This is a genomic window from Pseudomonadota bacterium, assembly GCA_037200975.1.
Taxonomy (GTDB): Bacteria; Pseudomonadota; Gammaproteobacteria; order Steroidobacterales; family Steroidobacteraceae; genus CADEED01.
Genome location: JBBCGI010000001.1, coordinates 4,294,232 through 4,311,814 on the forward strand (window position 1 = coordinate 4,294,232; position 17,583 = coordinate 4,311,814).

Here is a 17,583-nt window from a genome sequence, read left to right on the forward strand (position 1 = left end):
GGCGGGCAGCACCATGGCGCGTCCGCACACGACGCAGGCCGGCATCGCCGAGCGCCTGCAAAAATATCTCGCGCAGCGGGGCGTGGGTTCCCGCCGGGCCATCGAAGAATGGATTCGCGCCGGGCGCATTTCCGTCAACGGCAAACTCGCCGAGCTCGGGCAGAAGGTCTCTCACGCGGATGACATCCGCCTCGACGGCCGCGCCGTCAAGACCCGCGCCACCGATGGCACCCACCTCTTCATGTTCAACCGCTCGCCCGGCGATCCGCTGCGCGAAGCCAATGGCGAACGTGCGGCGCTGATCGATCGCCTGCCGCGCGCCGCCGGCCGGCGCTTCATCGCCGTGAGTCCGATGCCCGGCATCGATGGCGGGCTCGAGCTGGTCACCTCGGACGGTGCGCTCGCCGCGAAGCTGCAGCGTGCGATCCACAAGTTGCCCTGCGAATTCAGCGTGCGCGTCAAAGGGCAGCTGGGCCCCGATCAGCTCGAAGGGGTGAAGAGCGGCAAACTCGACCGTCCGGCACGCATGATCATCGACAGCCTCAAACACAGCGAGGCGGACCTCGAGGGTTCGAACCGCTGGTACGCCGTCGTGGCGCGCGGCGCCAGTGGCAAGGATATCCGCCAGCTGTTCGAGCGCCAGGGCGCACTGGTGAGCCGCGTGCTGCGGATCTCGGTGGGTAGTTTGAAGCTCGAGAAGGATCTGGCCCGCGGCCAGCACCGGCAGCTCGACGAAGTCCAGACCGCGGCGCTCACCAGTGGCGCCGCCCGGGCAGAATCGGAAGAGTAGGCAGGCCCGCGCGCGCCGGCCTCAGGCCTGCGCGTTGAATCTCTGTCCGGTGATCCCGCGACTCGCGGGTCCCAACAAGGCGAGATACGGAGCGGTCAACGTTTCCGGCAGCGGCAGCGATTCCGCCGCTTCGGATGGATAGGCCTGGCGCCGCATGCTGGTGCGCACTTTCCCCGGGTCGATGATGTTCACGCGCACGTTCGTGTGGCTTTCGGTCTCCTGCGCCAGCACCTGCGTCAGTCCTTCGACCGCGAACTTCGACACGGCGTAGGCACCCCAGTAGGCGCGACCGCGTGTGCCCACGCCGCTCGAAGTGAACAACACGGACGCATCCGGCGCGGCGCGCAACAGCGGCAGCAGGTGCTGTGTCAGCACGAAGGCGGCGGTCACGTTCACGTGCATGACGCGCATGAACATCGGCACGTCGTACTGTTCGATGGGTGTGAGTGCCCCCAGCAGCGCGGCGTTGTGCAGCAGCCCGTCGAGCCGTCCGTAACGCTGGGTCATGGCGGCCGCGACGGCTTCATAGTCCGCCGCGAGTGCGCGTTCGAGATCGAGCGGCACGATGCTGGCTTCGGGCGCGCCGAGTTTTTCGATTTCGGCGTGCACCGCCTCGAGCTTGCGCACGGTGCGGCCCAGCAGGATGACTTCGGCGCCGGCCGTGGCCAGTGCCAGCGCCACGGCGCGCCCGATGCCCGAGCCCGCGCCGGTCACCATGATGGCGCGGCCCTTGAATTCCGCGGGCGCCGGCAGGTGCGCGCGCGGGTCGAACGTGGTCGTCAATTCGTCGTTCCGTCGGATTCGATGGCGGGAGGTTCGGGGGTGGCGGCCGCCGCGGGCATGCGCACCAATTGTTCGAGCGGCTCGACCGCCGCGAGCGGCGCGTCGGCGGTCACGCCGAGCTCAGGGAAGCGGCGTGCCTGCGGCAACACGTTGCGTTCCATCGAGCCCACCGCGGCGTTGAACGCGTCGACCGCCAGACCCAGCGAGCGGCCGACCTTGGTCAGATGGCTCACGAAAGTAGTCAGGCGGCGATGCAGCTCCTGGCCGAGCTCGCGGATCTCGGCGGCGTTTTCGGCGACGGCGGCCTGGCGCCAGCCGTACGCGACGACCTTGAGCAGCGCCATCAACGTGGAAGGCGTGGCGATGATGATGCTCTGCTTGAGCGCGTTTTCGAGTAGTTCGGGCCGCTCCGCCAGCGCCGCCGACAGGAACTGGTCGCCCGGAAGGAACAACACCGCGAATTCCGGGCTGTGTTCGAACTGTTCCCAGTAACTCTTCTGGCCGAGCTCGCGCACGCGCTGCTCGACCTGCATCGCATGCCGCGCGAGGGCGAGGCCGCGCGCTTCGTCGTTCTGCGCTTCGATCGCTTCCAGATACGCGTCGAGCGGCGTCTTTGCGTCGACCACGAGATCGCGCGCTTCGGGCATGTGCACGATCATGTCCGGCCGCAATGGACCGCGCTCGCCGGCATCGACGTGCGCCTGCTCGGTGAAATCGCAATGTTCCGAAAGCCCGGCGAGCTCCACCACGCGACGCAACGTGAGCTCGCCCCAGCGGCCGCGCACTTCCGGACGCCGCAGCGCCGTGACGAGGTTGCGCGTCTCGCGATTCAACGTGGCCTGGCCGCTCGACAGCGATTCGATCTGTGTGCGCATCACCGTGAAGGTTTCGCGCCGTTCGCGCTCCAGCGCCTGCGCCTGTTCTTCCTGTTTGGCGAGCGCGGCGCGGATCGGTTCGACCAGCTGCGCGATGGCCTTCTCGCGTTTCTCGAGCTCCGCGCCGGCCGCCGCATGGTCGCGGCCGAACACTTCGCGCGCCAGCTTGAGGAAGGTTTCGCTGTTTGAGTCGAGCGCGATACGCGAGGCGTTTTCCACCGCGATGCGCACCTGGGCTTCGCTCTGTGCCAACAGCTCCACCGTGCGCGCGCGCAGCTCGCTTTCCGAGCTCAGGCGCGCACGTGCCGCTTCGAGCTCGCCGCGCATCGTCGCGGCATGGCGCGCGGCGCGCAGCGTGCCGACGAGATAACCGATCACCGCGGCGGCGATGGTTGCCAGCACCGCGATGATCCACACATTGCTCACGCCGCACCGTTACGCGGTTTGTCGAGCCAGCTCAGCAGTTCGAGCGGCGTATCGAGCCAGCCGTGCGAAAACCAGGCGTCGGCCTTGTCGTCGTCGCCGAGGTAGCCGTAACCGGCGACCACCGCGTACATGCCCGCGGCCTGCGCCGCCTGCATGTCGCGCTCGGCGTCGCCGACATACACACATTCGGCCGGAGCGACGCCCATGGTCTGGGCGGCGTGCAGCAGTGGCAGGGGATGCGGCTTGCGTTCCGCCAATGTGTCGCCGCTGACGACGGCGCGCGCGCGGCGATCGAGCTTCACTTCCACCAGCAGCGGATCGGTGAGCCAGCCCGGTTTGTTGGTGACGATGCCCCAGTGCAAACCGCGGCGTTCGAGCTCGGTGAGCAACTCATCGCCGCCTTCGAACAGCGCGGTGTGTTTGGCGAGCTGCCGGCGGTACTGATTGAGCAGGCGCATGCGCATCGCTTCGTGCGCGTCGGGCGGCAGCGTTCCGAAACCCAGGCGGACGAGCGCATGCCCGCCATGCGACACCTGGCAGCGGACGGTTTCGTGGGAAAGCGGCGGCAGATTCTCCTCGGCGCGCACGATGTTCAGCGCCTCGGTGAAATCCTGCGCGGTGTCGAGCAATGTGCCGTCGAGGTCGAACAACACGCCCTTGATGACACTCTTCATGAGCGGGCCGCGGGCCGGCGCTTCAGGTGCATGAGGTAATTCACCGAAGGGTCCTGGTTGAGGGAACACTGCTCGCGCACCGGATCGTATTTGAGCCCGGCGATGTCCGACACATCGAGCCCCGCGGCGCGCGCGAAGCGGGCGATCTCGGAAGGCTTCAGCAGGCGCTCGTATTCGTGGGTGCCGCGCGGCACGAGATGAGCGAGGTATTCGGCGCCGACGATGGCCAGCGCGAAGGATTTGAAATTGCGGTTGATGGTCGAGAGGAAGATGTCGCCGCCGGGCCGCACCAGCCTGGCCAGCACGTCGATGGTGGCCGCCGGATCGGGAACGTGCTCCAGCATTTCCATGCAGGTGACGACGTCGAATTTTCCGGCGTGCGAAGTGAGCAGCATTTCGGCCGACTGCACGCGGTAGTCGATAGTGAGACCCGAATCGAGCGCATGCAGCCGCGCGGTTTCCACCATGGTCGGCGCGAGGTCGATGGCGGTGACGTCCGCGCCCGCGCGTGCCAGCGATTCCGACAACAATCCGCCGCCGCAACCCACGTCGAGGGCGCGCGCCTGCGCGAGCTTCGCGCGCTCCTGCACGTAACGCGCGCGCACGGGATTGAGCTTGTGCAGTGGTTTGAACTCGCCATCGACGTCCCAGAAACGATGTGCGCCCGCTTCGAATTTTGCGATTTCGGCGGCATCGCTATTTTCCGAAAGATGGGCCGAATCCTGCGGGGTTTGGGGGCTGCTCATGAGGGGGCGAATTATAGACGTGAGAGCACAGAAAACGTATGTGAAAACAGGGCTTTTCGCAGGGGCACCGTGATAGAATTCCGCACCTTTTTTCGGGCCCTGCCACTACCTCCTCCATGAACGAAATCGCGCGCGAAATCCTTCCCGTGAATCTCGAAGACGAGATGCGCCAGTCGTATCTCGACTACGCCATGAGCGTCATCGTGGGCCGCGCGCTGCCCGATGTTCGCGACGGTTTGAAGCCCGTGCATCGCCGCATCCTGCACGCCATGCGCGAGCTCGGTAACGACTGGAACAAGGCTTACAAGAAATCCGCGCGCGTCGTGGGCGACGTCATCGGCAAATACCACCCGCACGGCGACAACGCCGTATACGACGCACTGGTCCGCATGGCGCAGGATTTCTCCATGCGTTACCTGCTGGTCGACGGGCAGGGCAACTTCGGCTCGGTGGACGGCGACGCGCCGGCGGCCATGCGTTACACCGAAGTGCGCATGTCGCGCATCACCAGCGAATTGCTGGCGGACATCGAGAAGGAAACCGTCGATTTCGTGCCGAACTACGACGGGTCGGAATCCGAACCATCGGTCATGCCGGCGCGGTTCCCGAACCTGCTGGTGAACGGTTCCTCCGGCATCGCGGTGGGCATGGCCACCAATATCCCGCCGCATAACCTCACCGAAATCGTCAATGCCTGCCTCGCGGTGCTCGACGATGGCGAGGTCACGCTGGCCACGCTCATGCAGCATGTGCCGGGGCCGGATTTCCCGACCGCCGGCATCATCAATGGGGCGACCGAGATCGCCACCGCCTATCGCACCGGCCGCGGCCGGCTGTCGATCCGCGCGCGCACGCATTTCGAGGACATCGACAAAGTCGGCGGACGCCAGTCCATCATCGTCACGGAATTGCCGTACCAGGTGAACAAGGCGCGGCTGCTCGAGCGCATCGCGGATCTGGTCCGCAGCAAGCTGATCGACGGTATCTCCGAGCTGCGCGATGAGTCCGACAAGGACGGCATGCGTGTCGCCATCGAGCTGAAACGCGGCGAAGTCGCGGAAGTGGTGCTGAACAACCTGTTTGCCCAGACGCCGCTCGAAACGGTGTTCGGCATCAACATGGTGGCGCTGATCGATGGGCAGCCGAAGCTGCTCGGCCTCAAGGAAATGCTCGAGGCATTCCTGCGGCACCGGCGTGAGATCGTCACGCGCCGCACGATTTTCGATCTCGCCAAGGCGCGCGATCGGGCCCACATTCTGGAAGGTCTGGCGGTCGCGCTCGCCAACATCGACGAGGTCATCGCGCTCATCAAGGCGTCGCCCACGCCGCCCGAAGCGAAGTCCGCGTTGATCGCGCGGGAATGGAATTCTGGCGTGGTGCCGGAATTGCTGGCACGCGCCGGCGCCATCTCCACGCGGCCGCAGGGTCTCGCGGCGGAGCTCGGCATCACGGGCGCGGGCGGTCGCGCGTACAAACTATCCGACATCCAGGCGCAGGCGATCCTCGACATGCGCCTGCATCGCCTCACCGGGCTCGAGCAGGACAAGATCGTCGCGGAGTACCAGGAATTGCTCGCCACCATCGTGGATCTGAGCGACATCCTGGCGCGGCCCGAGCGGCTGGCGCAGGTGGTGCGCGAGGAGCTGATCGCCATCCGCGAACAATACGGCGACGCGCGCCGCACCGAGATCAACCGCGATCACCTCGATCTATCTACCGAGGACCTGATCGAGCCGCAGGACGTGGTCGTCACGTTGTCGCACGCGGGTTATGCGAAGTCGCAGCCGGTCACGGAATACCAGGTGCAGCGGCGCGGTGGCCGCGGCAAAGCCGCGACCTCGGTGAAAGACGAAGACTTCGTCGAGAAGCTGTTCGTCGCCCACACGCACGATACGATCCTGTGCTTCTCCAATCGCGGCAAGGTGTACTGGAAGCGTGTGTTTGAGCTGCCGCAGGCCGGGCGCAATTCGCGCGGCAAGCCGATGGTCAATCTGCTGCCGCTCGAAGACGGCGAACGCATCAATGCCGTGCTGCCCATCAAGCAGTTCGACGACGATCATTTCGTGTTCATGGCGACCAGCCAGGGCACCGTGAAGAAAACGCCGCTGTCGGCGTTCTCGCGGCCGCGCGCCAGCGGCATCATCGCGTTGGGGCTCGATACCGACGATCGCCTGGTCGGCGTGGCGCTCACCGATGGCCGGCGCGAAGTCATCCTTTCGTCGAGCGGCGGCAAGTCGATCCGCTTCAATGAAGAAGAGGTGCGGCCGATGGGCCGCGAGGCCACGGGTGTCCGTGGCATCAAACTAGGCGACGGGCAGCAGCTGATCTCGCTCATCGTGGTGGGCGACGGGCTGGTCTTGACTGCTTCGGCCAATGGCTACGGCAAACTCACGCCGCTCGAGGATTTCCCGCAGCATGGCCGCGGCGGTCAGGGCGTCATCGCCTTGCAGACCACGGAACGTAACGGCGAAATGGTCGCGGCGCTGCAAGTCAATTCCGATCATGAGCTCATGATGATCAGTTCCACCGGCACGCTGGTGCGCACCCCGGTGGCGGAAATTTCGATTGTCGGCCGCAATACGCAAGGCGTGCGTCTCATCCGGCTGGACGAAGGCGAGAGATTGACCGGTATCGAGCGCATCGAAAGCCTGGGCGATGATGGCGCCGCGCCCGACCCGGCAACACCCATTCCCGGTGAGACGGACGGTCCTGCCGAAACGCCGACGTCCTGATATATTCCGCGCCCCGGGCAATAACGTCCGGGGCGTTACAAACAGTCGGGCAATAAGGTCCGGCCACAGGAAATGACCATGCGCGTATTCAATTTCGCGGCGGGCCCGGCCACGCTGCCCCTCGAAGTTCTCGAAACGGCCCAGGCCGAAATGACCGACTGGAAATCCAGCGGCATGTCGGTGATGGAAGTGTCCCATCGCAGCAAGGCGTTCATCGCCGTCGCCCAGGAGGCCGAAGCCGACCTGCGCGAGTTGCTCGCCATCCCCGCTAACTACAAAGTGCTGTTCCTGCAGGGCGGCGCCACCGGCATGTTCTCGGCCATTCCGATGAACCTCGCCACCGCGGATTCGACCGTGGATTACGTCAACACCGGCGCCTGGTCCAAGAAGGCCATCGGTGAGGCCAAGCGTTATTGCAAGGTCGTCAACGTGTCCGCCGACGAAGTTGCGTCCAACTATTCGACGGTTCCGGCCCAAGGAGCGCTCAAGCTCTCGCCCGGCGCCGCCTATTTTCACTACACGCCGAACGAGACGATCGGCGGCGTGGAGTTCGACTACGTGCCGGTGGTCGGCAGCGTGCCGCTGGTCGCGGATTTCTCCTCCACCATCCTGTCGCGCCCGATCGATGTGTCGAAGTTCGGCCTCATCTACGCGGGCGCGCAGAAGAACATCGGTCCGTCGGGCATCTGCGTCGTGATCGTGCGCGATGACCTCATCGGCAAGGCGCGTCCGGGCACGCCCAGCGTGTGGGATTTCAAGGCCATGGCCGATGAAGGCTCGATGCTCAACACGCCGCCGACCTTCGGCTGGTATTTCGCCGGTCTCGTGTTCAAGTGGATCAAGAAGCAGGGCGGTTTGAAGGCCATGGAAGCGCGCAACCGCGCCAAGGCCGAGAAGCTGTACGGCTTCATCGAAGGCAGCGGCTTCTACAAGAGCCCGGTCGCGCCGAACGCACGTTCCTGGATGAACGTGCCTTTCACGCTCGCGAAGCCCGATCTCGACAAGGCGTTCTGCGCCGAAGCCGCGAAAGTGGGCCTCGTGAACCTCGAAGGCCATCGCTCGGTGGGCGGCATGCGCGCGTCCATCTACAACGCGATGTCGATCGAAGGCATCGATGCGCTCACGACCTTCATGAAGGATTTCCAGGCGAAAAACGCCTAACGAAGAAGGGGTGCCGGGCAGGGGTTTCCGGGGTTGCGGCCTGTTCACGTACGAATCGTGCGTTGGGCGCTCGCAACCCCGGAAACCCCTGCCCGGCACCGCTCTCCCTACCGAGGTAGATAGAACATGCGATTCAAGATCCAGACCCTCAACAACATCAGCATCAAGGGCCTCGAGCGCCTGCCGCGCGACAAGTTCGAAGTCGCCTCGGAGATCGTCAATCCGGACGCGATCCTGCTGCGCTCGGCCGACATGCACAAACTGGCGCTGCCCGAATCCCTGCGCGCCGTGGGCCGCGCGGGTGCGGGCACCAACAACATCCCGGTCGAGGCGCTGTCGAAAAAAGGCATCCCGGTGTTCAACGCGCCTGGCGCCAACGCCAATGCGGTCAAAGAGCTCGTGCTCGCGGGCATGTTCCTGGCCGCGCGCAACATCACCCAGGCCTGGTCGTTCGCCAAATCGCAGGCGGGTGACGACCACGCCATCGACGTCGCGGTCGAGAAGGGCAAGAAGAACTTCGTCGGCTTCGAACTACCCGGCCGCACGCTCGGCGTCATCGGGCTCGGCGCCATCGGCGTCGAAGTCGCGAACTCCGCGCTCGGACTCGGCATGAAAGTGCTGGGCTACGATCCGCAGATCACCGTGCAACGCGCCTGGCAGCTGTCATCCAACGTAGAGCAGGCGCTGTCGCTGGACGACCTGTTCGTCCGCGCCGACGTGATCTCCGTGCACGTGCCGCTCACGCCCGAGACGCGCGGCCTGGTCAACGAAGCCCGCCTCAAGCTCATGCGCAAGGACGGCGTCATCCTCAACTTCGCGCGCGCGCCCATCGTCGATGAGAAGGCCATCGTTTCCGCGCTCGATGCCGGCCGCCTGCAAGGTTACGTCTGCGATTTCCCGAGCAACGCCACGAAGGACCATCCGAAGATCGTCACGCTGCCGCACCTCGGCGCATCGACCAACGAAGCCGAGGACAACTGCGCCGTCATGGTGGCCGACACCGTGAAGGACTATCTCGAAAACGGCAACATCAAGAACAGCGTCAACTTTCCCGAAGTCACATTGCCGCGTGCGCCGAAGACCGCACGCATCTGCATCGCCAACAGCAACGTGCCTAACATGGTCGGCCAGATCTCGACGGCGCTGGCCGGCGCCTCGCTCAACATCGCCGAGTTGCTGAACAAATCGCGCGGTGAATATGCCTACACGGTCATCGACACCGATGGCTCGGTCGACGACGGCGTCATCCAGAAAGTGCGCGCGATCGGCGGCGTGCTGGCGGCGCGGGTGATATAAAGCCGCAATCACGGGGTTTGGCGGGACGGGGAATGGCCAGCAAGACAGCGAATAAATCCGGCAAGGCTGCCAAGGCGCGCACGGCGGGGAAGTCCCGCCTGCCTGAGGCGAACCCGCTGGCGAAGTTGCGCGGCGAGATCGACAGCGTGGATGCCCGCATCCACGAGCTGCTGAACGACCGCGCGCGTCTCGCCCGTCAGGTCGGCGTGTCCAAACACGCCGACGGCCACACCGTCGATTACTACCGCCCCGAACGCGAAGCGCAGGTGCTGCGCATGGCGCGCGAGCGGAACAAGGGTCCGCTGCGCACCGAGGAAATCCTGCGGCTGTTCCGCGAGATCATGTCCGCGTGTCTCGCGCAGGAGGAGCCGCTCAAGGTCGGCTTCCTCGGGCCCGAAGGCACGTTCTCGCAGACCGCGGCGCTCAAGCACTTCGGCCACTCGGTGCGCGCGCTGGCGCTGCAGTCGGTGGAAGAGGTGTTCCACGAAGTCGAAGCCGGCATGGCCGATTTCGGCGTCGTGCCGGTGGAAAATTCCACCGAAGGCTCGATCAACCATACGCTCGACAGCTTGTTAGGCTCGCCGCTGCGCATCTGCGGCGAAGTCGAGCTGCGGATCCACCAGTTCCTGATGGGCAACATCGGTTCGATCGCGAAGATCAAGCGCATCTGCAGCCATCCACAGTCGCTGGCGCAGTGCCGCGGCTGGCTCGACGAACACCTGCCCGACGTGCCGCGTATCCCGGTGTCGAGTAATGCCGAAGGCGCACGCCGCGCGCGCGACGAGGCGGGCACGGCCGCCATCGCCGGCGAAACCGCCGCCGAGGTCTACGGCCTCAAACTACTCGCCACCGAGATCGAAGACCGCGACGACAACACCACGCGGTTTTTTGTAGTAGGCCGCAAGGTCTTCAACCCGAGCGGCGACGATCGCACCAGCATCCTGTGTTCCGGATCGCACACGGATTCCTCCGGCACCTTGTTCCGCCTGCTCGAGCCGTTCGCCAAGTACAAGATCAATCTCACCCGCATCGAATCGCGGCCGTCGCGCAAGAAGAAGTGGGACTACGTGTTCTTCTTCGACCTCGATGGCCACGCCGACGAGCCGCATGTCGCCAAAGCGCTCGCGGCCCTCAAGAAACGCGCCTCGTTGTTCCGCGTGCTCGGTTCCTATCCACGCGCCGTTTCCTGATTTGCGATGAGCCAGGATCCGGTTCACGACGACACGGGAAGTCCCGGTGCGCTGGCCGTCGACTGCGTGCGCACGCTCGCGCCGTACGTGCCCGGCAAGCCCATCGCAGAGCTGCAGCGCGAACTGGGACTCACCGACATCATCAAGCTGGCATCGAACGAAAATCCGTTCGGGCCGAGCCCGCGCGCGCTGGCCGCCATGCAGAAGGCGGTGGCCGACGCCTGGCTCTATCCAGATGGCAGCGGCCACGAGCTCAAGCAGAAGCTGGCCGCGAAGCTGCGCGTGGACACCAGTCAGATCACGCTCGGCAACGGGTCGAACGATCTGCTGGTGTTGCTCGCCGAGGCATTCCTCAAGCCCGGCCTCGAAGCGGTTTATTCCCAATACGCGTTCGCCGTGTATCCGATCGCCATCCAGGCAACGGGCGCGACCGCCGTCGTCGTGCCGGCGAATCCACCCGGCTCGCCCATGCCGCTCGGCCACGATCTCGACGCGATGGCGCGCGCGATCACGCCCAACACGCGCCTCGTGTTCGTCGCCAACCCTAACAATCCCACGGGCACCTGGGTGCCTGCCGCAGAACTCAAGGCGTTCATCGCAAAGGTCCCGCGCCACGTATTGGTGGCCCTCGACGAGGCGTACTTCGAGTACGCGGGTGGGCTCGATCTGCAGGACGGCATCGACTGGCTGGGAGAATTCCCCAACCTCATCGTGTTCCGCACCTTCTCCAAGGCCTACGGCCTGGCGGGTGTGCGCGTCGGGTACTCGATCAGCCACCCGAGCGTGGCCGGCATGCTCAATCGCGTGCGCCAGGCCTTCAACGTGTCGGTGATCGGTCTCGCGGGCGCGAGCGCTGCCCTGGACGATCCCGATCACGTGGCCGCCGCCGTCAAGGTGGCGGTGGCCGAGCGCACTCGCGTGGCCGCGCGCCTGGCCCAGCTCGGCACGCCGGTGCTGCCGTCGGCCGGCAATTTCCTGATGCTCCATGCGGGTCCGAATGCCCGCGCACGTTATGACGCGTTGCTGCGCCAGGGTGTCATCGTGCGGCCGGTGGGCAACTACCAGCTACCCGAGCACCTGCGCGTCACGCTGGGTACGGTCGAACAGAACGATCGTTTCCTCAGCGCCTGGGAAGCTTGCTAGCCTCTCGACGAATGAGTGCCGCATCGCCTTCCATCCCCATCGTCACGATCGACGGACCTTCGAGCTCGGGCAAGGGCACCATCAGCCGCATCGTCGCCGCGAAGATCGGCTGGAACCTGCTCGATAGCGGGGCGTTGTACCGGTTGGTCGCGCTGGGCGGCCTGTTGCGCAATCTCGACCCGGACGACGTCGAGCAGCACGTCGCGGTGGCGCGTTCCATGAAGGTGGAATTCGGCTCGGTCGGGGCGGGCGAAGAGCACGTCAAACTGGACGGCCGGGACGTCACCCAGAAGATCCGCACCGAGCAGGCGGGGGCGGGCGCTTCGCGCGTGGCCGCCTGGCCGGCGGTCCGGGCGGCGCTCACCGACCGCCAGAGGGCGTTCGCCAGCGCTCCGGGTCTGGTGGCCGACGGGCGGGACATGGGCACGGTCATCTTTCCGGGCGCCCAGTTGAAGGTTTTCCTCACGGCGAGTGCCGAAGAGCGGGCCCAAAGGCGCCATAAGCAGTTGATCGGCAAGGGCTCCGCTGCTAGTCTTGCCGCCCTTTCGCGGGAGATCGCGGAGCGCGATTTGCGGGATTCCACCCGCCAGGTCGCCCCGCTCAAGCCCGCGCCAGATGCGCAGATGCTCGACTCCACGGGGTTGAGTATCGAGGCGGTCGTCGAGCGGGTTCTCTCGCTCGGGCGCGAGCGAAGGCTCTGGCCGTAGCTTCACGCCGGTCAGCGCACTTCGCCTTCGAAAAGTTTCTGGTTGCTTCGCACGGACGCGAAGTTGTGTTCAGCATCCTCGAGGGGACCGGATTTCCCTTGGGCGTAAAGATAGTCACGGCGCCTCATCAAGAATTACGGCGGTCCGTGCGAATGGAAAAAATAAATGACTGAAAGTTTTGCCCAGCTCTTCGAACAGAGCCTCGCTAATCAGCGTATCCGCCCTGGAATGATCCTCACCGGCCTCGTCGTAGACGTAGGCGACGACATGGTCGTGGTGAACGTAGGGCTCAAATCAGAAGCCGTCATCCCGCTCGAGCAGTTCAAGAATGAACGCGGCGAGGTTGAGGTCAAGGCCGGCGACAGCGTCGAAGTCGCACTCGATGCGATGGAAGACGGCACCGGCGAAACGCGCCTCTCGCGCGAAAAAGCCAAGCGTGCCCGCACCTGGACGCGCCTCGAAGAAAGCTTCAACAAATCCGAAATCGTCACCGGCACCATCACGGGCCGTGTGAAAGGTGGTTTCACCGTCGAGATCGACAACGTGCGCGCGTTCCTGCCGGGTTCGCTGGTCGATGTCCGTCCGGTGCGCGACACCGCCTACCTCGAAGGCAAGTCCCTCGAGTTCAAGGTCATCAAGCTGGACCAAAAGCGCAACAACGTAGTTGTTAGCCGCCGCGCGGTCGTCGAGCAAGAGTTCTCCGCCGAGCGCAGCGCGCTCATGGACAACCTGCAGGAAGGCACCGTGCTCAAGGGCACCGTCAAGAACCTCACCGACTACGGCGCGTTCGTGGATCTCGGTGGCATCGACGGTCTCCTGCACATCACCGACATGGCGTGGAAACGCGTCAAGCATCCGTCGGAAGTGGTCAAGGTCGGCGACGAGATCGACGTCCGCATCCTCAAGTTCGACCGCGAGCGTTCACGTGTTTCGCTGGGCCTGAAACAGCTCGGCGCGGATCCGTGGGAGAACATTGCGCGTCGTTACCCGCCCAACACGCGCGTGTTCGGCAAGGTCACGAATATTGCCGATTACGGCGCTTTCGTGGAGATCGAAGACGGCGTCGAAGGCCTGGTCCACGTGTCCGAAATGGACTGGACCAACAAGAACGTCAACCCGGCCAAGGTCGTGCACTCGGGCCAGGAAGTCGAAGTCATGGTGCTCGACGTGGATGAAGAGCGTCGCCGCATTTCGCTTGGGCTCAAGCAGTGCAAGCAGAACCCGTGGAAGGAGTTCGCCGAGAACTTCAACCGGGGCGACAAGGTTTCTGGACAGATCAAGTCCATCACCGACTTCGGTGTGTTCATCGGTCTCGCCGGCAACATCGACGGTCTCGTGCACCTGTCGGATCTTTCGTGGGATGTCGCGGGCGAAGAAGCCGTACGCAACTACCAGAAGGGCCAGCAGGTCGAGGCGATGGTGTTGTCCATCGACCCCGAGCGTGAACGCATTTCGCTTGGCATCAAGCAGCTCGCGCAGGATCCGTTCAGCGAGTGGATCGCGACGAACCCGAAGGGCACCATCGTGACGGGGGTCGTCAAAGAGGTTGACGCGCGGGCAGCCGTGATCGACCTGGGCAATGGCATCGAAGGCCAGCTGCGTGCCAGCGACCTGTCCCGCGACCGCGTCGAAGACGCGCGCACCGTGCTCAAGGTCGGCCAGGAAATCGAGGCCCGCTTCACGGGTGTCGATCGCAAGACCCGCACCATTGCGTTGTCCATCAAGGCCAAGGAAATGCACGAGGAGCAGGAAGCCGTTTCGAGCTACCGCTCCGAGCAGGGTTCGAGCAGCGGCACGAGCCTCGGCGATCTGCTCAAGGAGCAGATTGGCGGCGATCGTTAATAGTTAGGCTGGATCAGAAAAGCAACACAGGATAACGGCCCATGACGAAGTCCGAGCTCATCGAGATCATCACGGCGAAACAGAAACATCTGCCCGCCAAGGATGTGGAGCTCGCGCTCAAGCAGATCCTCGAGATCATGAGCGATGCCTTGTCGGCTGGAGATCGCATCGAGATACGGGGTTTCGGCTCCTTCTCGCTGCACTTCCGGCCGCCACGGCAGGGCCGCAATCCCAAGACCGGCGAAGCGGTGGCGCTGTCCGGCAAGTACGTCCCGCACTTCAAGCCGGGCAAGGATCTGCGCGAACGCGTGAACGACGGAGCGGACCGTCCCATCCGGGATTGACCCTCTGGAATTGATGTCAGCAGCTCCGGCTTTTCCCGCAACTCTCGATCTGGAGCCCTGGCCGCGGGGCTCTTTTCATTTCGAAACTCCGCTGCCCGGCAGCAAATCGCTGACGTTGCGTGACTGCGCCATCGCGGCGCTGGCCGACGGCGTCAGCACCATCCGTTATCCGGGGGAATGCGACGACTACTGGCGCATGAAGGATTGCCTGCGCAGGCTGGGCATCGCGGTGGACGATTCGGTCGACGGCGTGGTTCGTATCACCGGGCGCGGCGGTGAATTCGCCGCGGGAGCGCTGACGCTAAACGTCGGCCAGAGTGCGGTTTCCACCCGCTTGCTGCTCGCGATGGCTTCGCTGCGGCCCGATCCCACCACGATCGACGGCCACATCTCCATGCAGCAGCGGCCTAACAAGGCGCTGGTCGATGCGCTCGCGGCGCTCGGCGCGCGCATGGAGTCGAGCAACGACGGGTACCTGCCCACCACCGTTCTCGGCACGCGCTCGCTCAAGGGCCCGGCGCGCGTGCCCAGCAATATCTCCAGCCAGTACCTCACGAGCCTGCTGATCATCGGGCCGTTGATCGAGGGCGGTCTCACGATCGAGGTGGAAGGCGAGCTCACCAGTAAGCCGTACGTCGATCTCACGCTCGACGAGATGGCCAAGTTCGGCGCCAATGTCGAGAACCACGGCTATCGAAAATTGATCGTGGCGCCGCTGCCGTATCGCGCCGGCGCGATCGACGTCGAGGGCGATGCGTCGGCGGCTTCCTATTTCGCCGCGCTGGCGACGCTGCACGGCGGGCGCATCAGGCTGAGCAATCTCGGCACGCGCACGCGCCAGGGCGACTATGCGTTTTTCGGCCTGTGCGAGAAACTCGGCGCGACGGTGCAGCGCGCGTCCGACAGCACGATCATCGAAGGGCCGCGTGCGCTGGGCGCCGGGTTCGATGCGCCGGTCGACATGAGCCACATGCCGGACGTCGCGCCCACGCTCATGATGATCGCGCCGTTCCTCGGCAAGCCCACACGGCTCGAAGGCCTGGCGACGCTGCGCGTGAAGGAATGCGATCGTATCGCCGCGCCGACGCGCGAACTGCGCAAGCTCGGCGTGACCGTGGAAGAGGGCCCGGATTACATGGTCATCGAGCCGCTGTCCGCGCCGCAGCTGCGACCTGCGGATCCGATACCGGCAAGGGTGGAAATCGAGACTTATCACGATCATCGGATCGCGATGTCCTTCGGCGTGCTCGGATCGCGCCTGCCGGGCATCAGGATTCTCGATCCGGGCTGCGTGGCGAAGACGTATCCGAACTACTGGGTCGACTGGCAGCGCGCGAGGATGGCTCTGCGCACGTAAAGGGACCCGCGGAATTAAAGGGGACATGCCTATTTTTCGGCCGCCGAAAAATAGGCATGTCCCCTTTAATTCCGCGGGTCCCCTTTCTGCTAACGTCCGCGCATGCGCCTGCGCGGCATCGGCCCTGAAGTCCTCCTGCTCTGTTTCCTGCTGGTCGGGGCGGCCGCGTTCCTGCTCGGCCGCCGCACGGCACGCGGGCGGCGCCTGCGCCGCGATCTCGACTACTTCACCGGTCTCGATCACCTGGTCAACGACCGGTACGACCGCGCCACCGAAGTGTTCACACGCCTCGCCACCAAATCGCAGGAGGCCGACATCCAGTTCGCGCTCGGCAGCCTGATGCGCAAACGCGGCGAAGTGGATCGCGCCATCGCCATCCACACCGAGCTCGAAAACAGCCGCGAGTCCGCGATCCGCGAGCAGGCCCGGTTCGCGCTCGGGCTCGACTACATGAGCGCCGGCCTCATGGATCGCGCCGAGGAAAAACTGCGCGGCCTGATGTCCTCGACGCAATACCGCCCCGCGGTGCTCGAGCGGCTGGCCTGGGTGTACGAGCAGCAGCGCGACTGGCGTGCGGCGCTCGACATCTGGCGCGAGATGCCGGCCGAAAAACAACAGCAACGCAAGGCCGTCGCGGCTCACTACTGCTGCGAGCTCGGCGAAGCCGCACTGGCGGCGCGCGATTTCGATTCCGCCCGCGCCCAGGTGGCCGCGGCTCGCGTGCATGCGCCGGATTCCGCGCGCGCCGCGATTCTTGCGGCGCGCATCGCGGCGGCCTCGGGCGACGAGGGCAGGGCGCTGGAGCTGTATGTCGCCGCGCTGGCGCCTTCGCGGACCATCCAGCTGGCGTTCGGTGCCGAAGCGCATGGCGCACTCAAAGACAGATCCGCCGAGCTCGACCGGCGGCTGCGGGCGCTGCCGCCGCAGGACGCCGAGGCGATGCCCGAGCCCGCGCCGTTTCGCTGTAATCAATGCGGTGTCGCGAGCGTCACCTGGCACTGGCGCTGCCCCAGCTGCCGCAGCTGGGATTCCCTGCAAAGCGTGAGTAATCGCGTGCTTTGACGAGATTCACGGCTGCGTTCCGCGGCCCCGGGTTGTTAGTCTCCCTGTCGCCCGGAGTCGCCGGGTCCATTCAGGCAAGGAGGCCACATGTCATTCAAACATCTCATCCCCACGCTCGCGGCCATGGTGCTGCTGGCGCCCGTCGTTCATTCCGAGCCGGTCAACATCAACACCGCGGATGCCGCCGCGCTCGCCAAGGCGCTGAACGGTGTCGGCCCCGCCAAGGCCAAGGCCATCGTGAGTTACCGCGACAAGAACGGTCCGTTCAAGACGGTCGATCAGCTCGCCATGGTGGAAGGCATCACCCAGAAGCTCATCGAAAAGAATCGTGCCGACATCAAGCTCGGAGCGGAAAAACCCGGTCCGGCGGCTCCCGCGCCGGCGGCAAAACCCGCCAAACCGGCGGCGTAAGCTGGTTCCTACGGTCGCGCGGGGCGTGAAGTAGCGCAAGGTTT

The 17,583-nt window shown here is 65.1% G+C and carries 16 protein-coding genes; 12 read left to right on the forward strand and 4 right to left on the reverse strand.

Annotated elements, in window-relative coordinates:
- The first annotated feature begins 13 nt into the window (after positions 1-13).
- On the forward strand, positions 14-790 hold the full coding sequence (locus tag WDO72_19260; protein MEJ0087813.1) for a S4 domain-containing protein: 777 nt from the start codon (positions 14-16) through the stop codon (positions 788-790).
- 21 nt (positions 791-811) lie between these two features.
- Here the strand turns inward: WDO72_19260 and WDO72_19265 are convergent, their stop codons facing one another.
- Genes WDO72_19265 through ubiG form a run of 4 tightly spaced genes read right to left on the reverse strand, consistent with a single transcriptional unit; the run spans position 812 to position 4,294 of the window.
- A complete protein-coding gene (locus WDO72_19265; protein MEJ0087814.1) occupies positions 812-1,573 on the reverse strand; it encodes a YciK family oxidoreductase in 762 nt (253 codons plus the stop codon).
- Entirely contained in the window at positions 1,570-2,874 is a 1,305-nt protein-coding gene (locus tag WDO72_19270; GenBank protein MEJ0087815.1) for a DNA recombination protein RmuC, read from the reverse strand. Before WDO72_19270 ends, WDO72_19265 begins: the two co-directional genes overlap by 4 nt.
- The gene (locus tag WDO72_19275; protein MEJ0087816.1) at positions 2,871-3,548 is read right to left on the reverse strand and encodes an HAD-IA family hydrolase; all 678 of its coding nucleotides are present in this window, start codon (positions 3,546-3,548) and stop codon (positions 2,871-2,873) included. Before WDO72_19275 ends, WDO72_19270 begins: the two co-directional genes overlap by 4 nt.
- Positions 3,545-4,294, reverse strand: a complete 750-nt coding sequence (gene ubiG / locus WDO72_19280) for a bifunctional 2-polyprenyl-6-hydroxyphenol methylase/3-demethylubiquinol 3-O-methyltransferase UbiG (GenBank protein MEJ0087817.1) — start codon at positions 4,292-4,294, stop codon at positions 3,545-3,547. The genes WDO72_19275 and ubiG overlap by 4 nt, the downstream gene beginning before the upstream one ends.
- 116 nt (positions 4,295-4,410) lie before the next feature.
- Between ubiG and gyrA the strand changes: the two genes are divergently transcribed.
- The 11 genes from gyrA (at position 4,411) to WDO72_19335 (ending at position 17,539) form a co-directional block, all read left to right on the forward strand.
- Positions 4,411-7,026, forward strand: coding sequence for a DNA gyrase subunit A (gene gyrA, locus WDO72_19285; protein MEJ0087818.1), 2,616 nt, complete (start codon positions 4,411-4,413; stop codon positions 7,024-7,026).
- A gap of 72 nt (positions 7,027-7,098) precedes the next feature.
- Positions 7,099-8,187 carry a 3-phosphoserine/phosphohydroxythreonine transaminase gene (gene serC, locus WDO72_19290; protein ID MEJ0087819.1) on the forward strand — a complete coding sequence of 363 codons (1,089 nt, stop codon included), beginning with the start codon at positions 7,099-7,101 and terminating at the stop codon, positions 8,185-8,187.
- A 126-nt stretch (positions 8,188-8,313) separates the two neighbouring features.
- Positions 8,314-9,483: a phosphoglycerate dehydrogenase gene (locus WDO72_19295; GenBank protein ID MEJ0087820.1), complete on the forward strand. Its 1,170-nt coding sequence runs from the start codon at positions 8,314-8,316 to the stop codon at positions 9,481-9,483.
- Positions 9,484-9,515: 32 nt separating this feature from the next.
- Positions 9,516-10,673, forward strand: a complete 1,158-nt coding sequence (pheA, locus tag WDO72_19300; protein MEJ0087821.1) for a prephenate dehydratase — start codon at positions 9,516-9,518, stop codon at positions 10,671-10,673.
- A 6-nt stretch (positions 10,674-10,679) separates the two neighbouring features.
- Positions 10,680-11,816 carry a histidinol-phosphate transaminase gene (gene hisC, locus WDO72_19305; protein ID MEJ0087822.1) on the forward strand — a complete coding sequence of 379 codons (1,137 nt, stop codon included), beginning with the start codon at positions 10,680-10,682 and terminating at the stop codon, positions 11,814-11,816.
- Positions 11,817-11,827: 11 nt separating this feature from the next.
- Entirely contained in the window at positions 11,828-12,523 is a 696-nt protein-coding gene (cmk, locus tag WDO72_19310; protein ID MEJ0087823.1) for a (d)CMP kinase, read from the forward strand.
- 165 nt (positions 12,524-12,688) lie between these two features.
- The gene (gene rpsA / locus WDO72_19315) at positions 12,689-14,365 is read left to right on the forward strand and encodes a 30S ribosomal protein S1 (protein MEJ0087824.1); all 1,677 of its coding nucleotides are present in this window, start codon (positions 12,689-12,691) and stop codon (positions 14,363-14,365) included.
- A 41-nt stretch (positions 14,366-14,406) separates the two neighbouring features.
- Positions 14,407-14,709 (forward strand): integration host factor subunit beta, encoded by a 303-nt coding sequence (locus WDO72_19320; protein MEJ0087825.1) that lies wholly within the window; start codon positions 14,407-14,409, stop codon positions 14,707-14,709.
- A gap of 13 nt (positions 14,710-14,722) precedes the next feature.
- A complete protein-coding gene (gene aroA, locus WDO72_19325; protein MEJ0087826.1) occupies positions 14,723-16,066 on the forward strand; it encodes a 3-phosphoshikimate 1-carboxyvinyltransferase in 1,344 nt (447 codons plus the stop codon).
- A gap of 102 nt (positions 16,067-16,168) precedes the next feature.
- Complete coding sequence (locus tag WDO72_19330; GenBank protein ID MEJ0087827.1) at positions 16,169-17,128, forward strand: tetratricopeptide repeat protein; 960 nt, start codon at positions 16,169-16,171, stop codon at positions 17,126-17,128.
- 87 nt (positions 17,129-17,215) lie between these two features.
- A complete protein-coding gene (locus WDO72_19335; protein MEJ0087828.1) occupies positions 17,216-17,539 on the forward strand; it encodes a helix-hairpin-helix domain-containing protein in 324 nt (107 codons plus the stop codon).
- Positions 17,540-17,583: the final 44 nt, after the last annotated feature.

Coding starts and splice junctions, on each gene's coding strand:
- WDO72_19335 (MEJ0087828.1), top strand. CDS start 17,216: ATGTCATTCAAACATCTCATCCCCACGCTCGCGGCCATGGTGCTGCTG.
- hisC (MEJ0087822.1), top strand. CDS start 10,680: ATGAGCCAGGATCCGGTTCACGACGACACGGGAAGTCCCGGTGCGCTG.
- WDO72_19295 (MEJ0087820.1), top strand. CDS start 8,314: ATGCGATTCAAGATCCAGACCCTCAACAACATCAGCATCAAGGGCCTC.
- WDO72_19260 (MEJ0087813.1), top strand. CDS start 14: ATGGCGCGTCCGCACACGACGCAGGCCGGCATCGCCGAGCGCCTGCAA.
- rpsA (MEJ0087824.1), top strand. CDS start 12,689: ATGACTGAAAGTTTTGCCCAGCTCTTCGAACAGAGCCTCGCTAATCAG.
- WDO72_19275 (MEJ0087816.1), bottom strand. CDS start 3,548: ATGAAGAGTGTCATCAAGGGCGTGTTGTTCGACCTCGACGGCACATTG.
- aroA (MEJ0087826.1), top strand. CDS start 14,723: ATGTCAGCAGCTCCGGCTTTTCCCGCAACTCTCGATCTGGAGCCCTGG.
- pheA (MEJ0087821.1), top strand. CDS start 9,516: ATGGCCAGCAAGACAGCGAATAAATCCGGCAAGGCTGCCAAGGCGCGC.
- cmk (MEJ0087823.1), top strand. CDS start 11,828: ATGAGTGCCGCATCGCCTTCCATCCCCATCGTCACGATCGACGGACCT.
- ubiG (MEJ0087817.1), bottom strand. CDS start 4,294: ATGAGCAGCCCCCAAACCCCGCAGGATTCGGCCCATCTTTCGGAAAAT.
- WDO72_19320 (MEJ0087825.1), top strand. CDS start 14,407: ATGACGAAGTCCGAGCTCATCGAGATCATCACGGCGAAACAGAAACAT.
- gyrA (MEJ0087818.1), top strand. CDS start 4,411: ATGAACGAAATCGCGCGCGAAATCCTTCCCGTGAATCTCGAAGACGAG.
- serC (MEJ0087819.1), top strand. CDS start 7,099: ATGACCATGCGCGTATTCAATTTCGCGGCGGGCCCGGCCACGCTGCCC.
- WDO72_19330 (MEJ0087827.1), top strand. CDS start 16,169: ATGCGCCTGCGCGGCATCGGCCCTGAAGTCCTCCTGCTCTGTTTCCTG.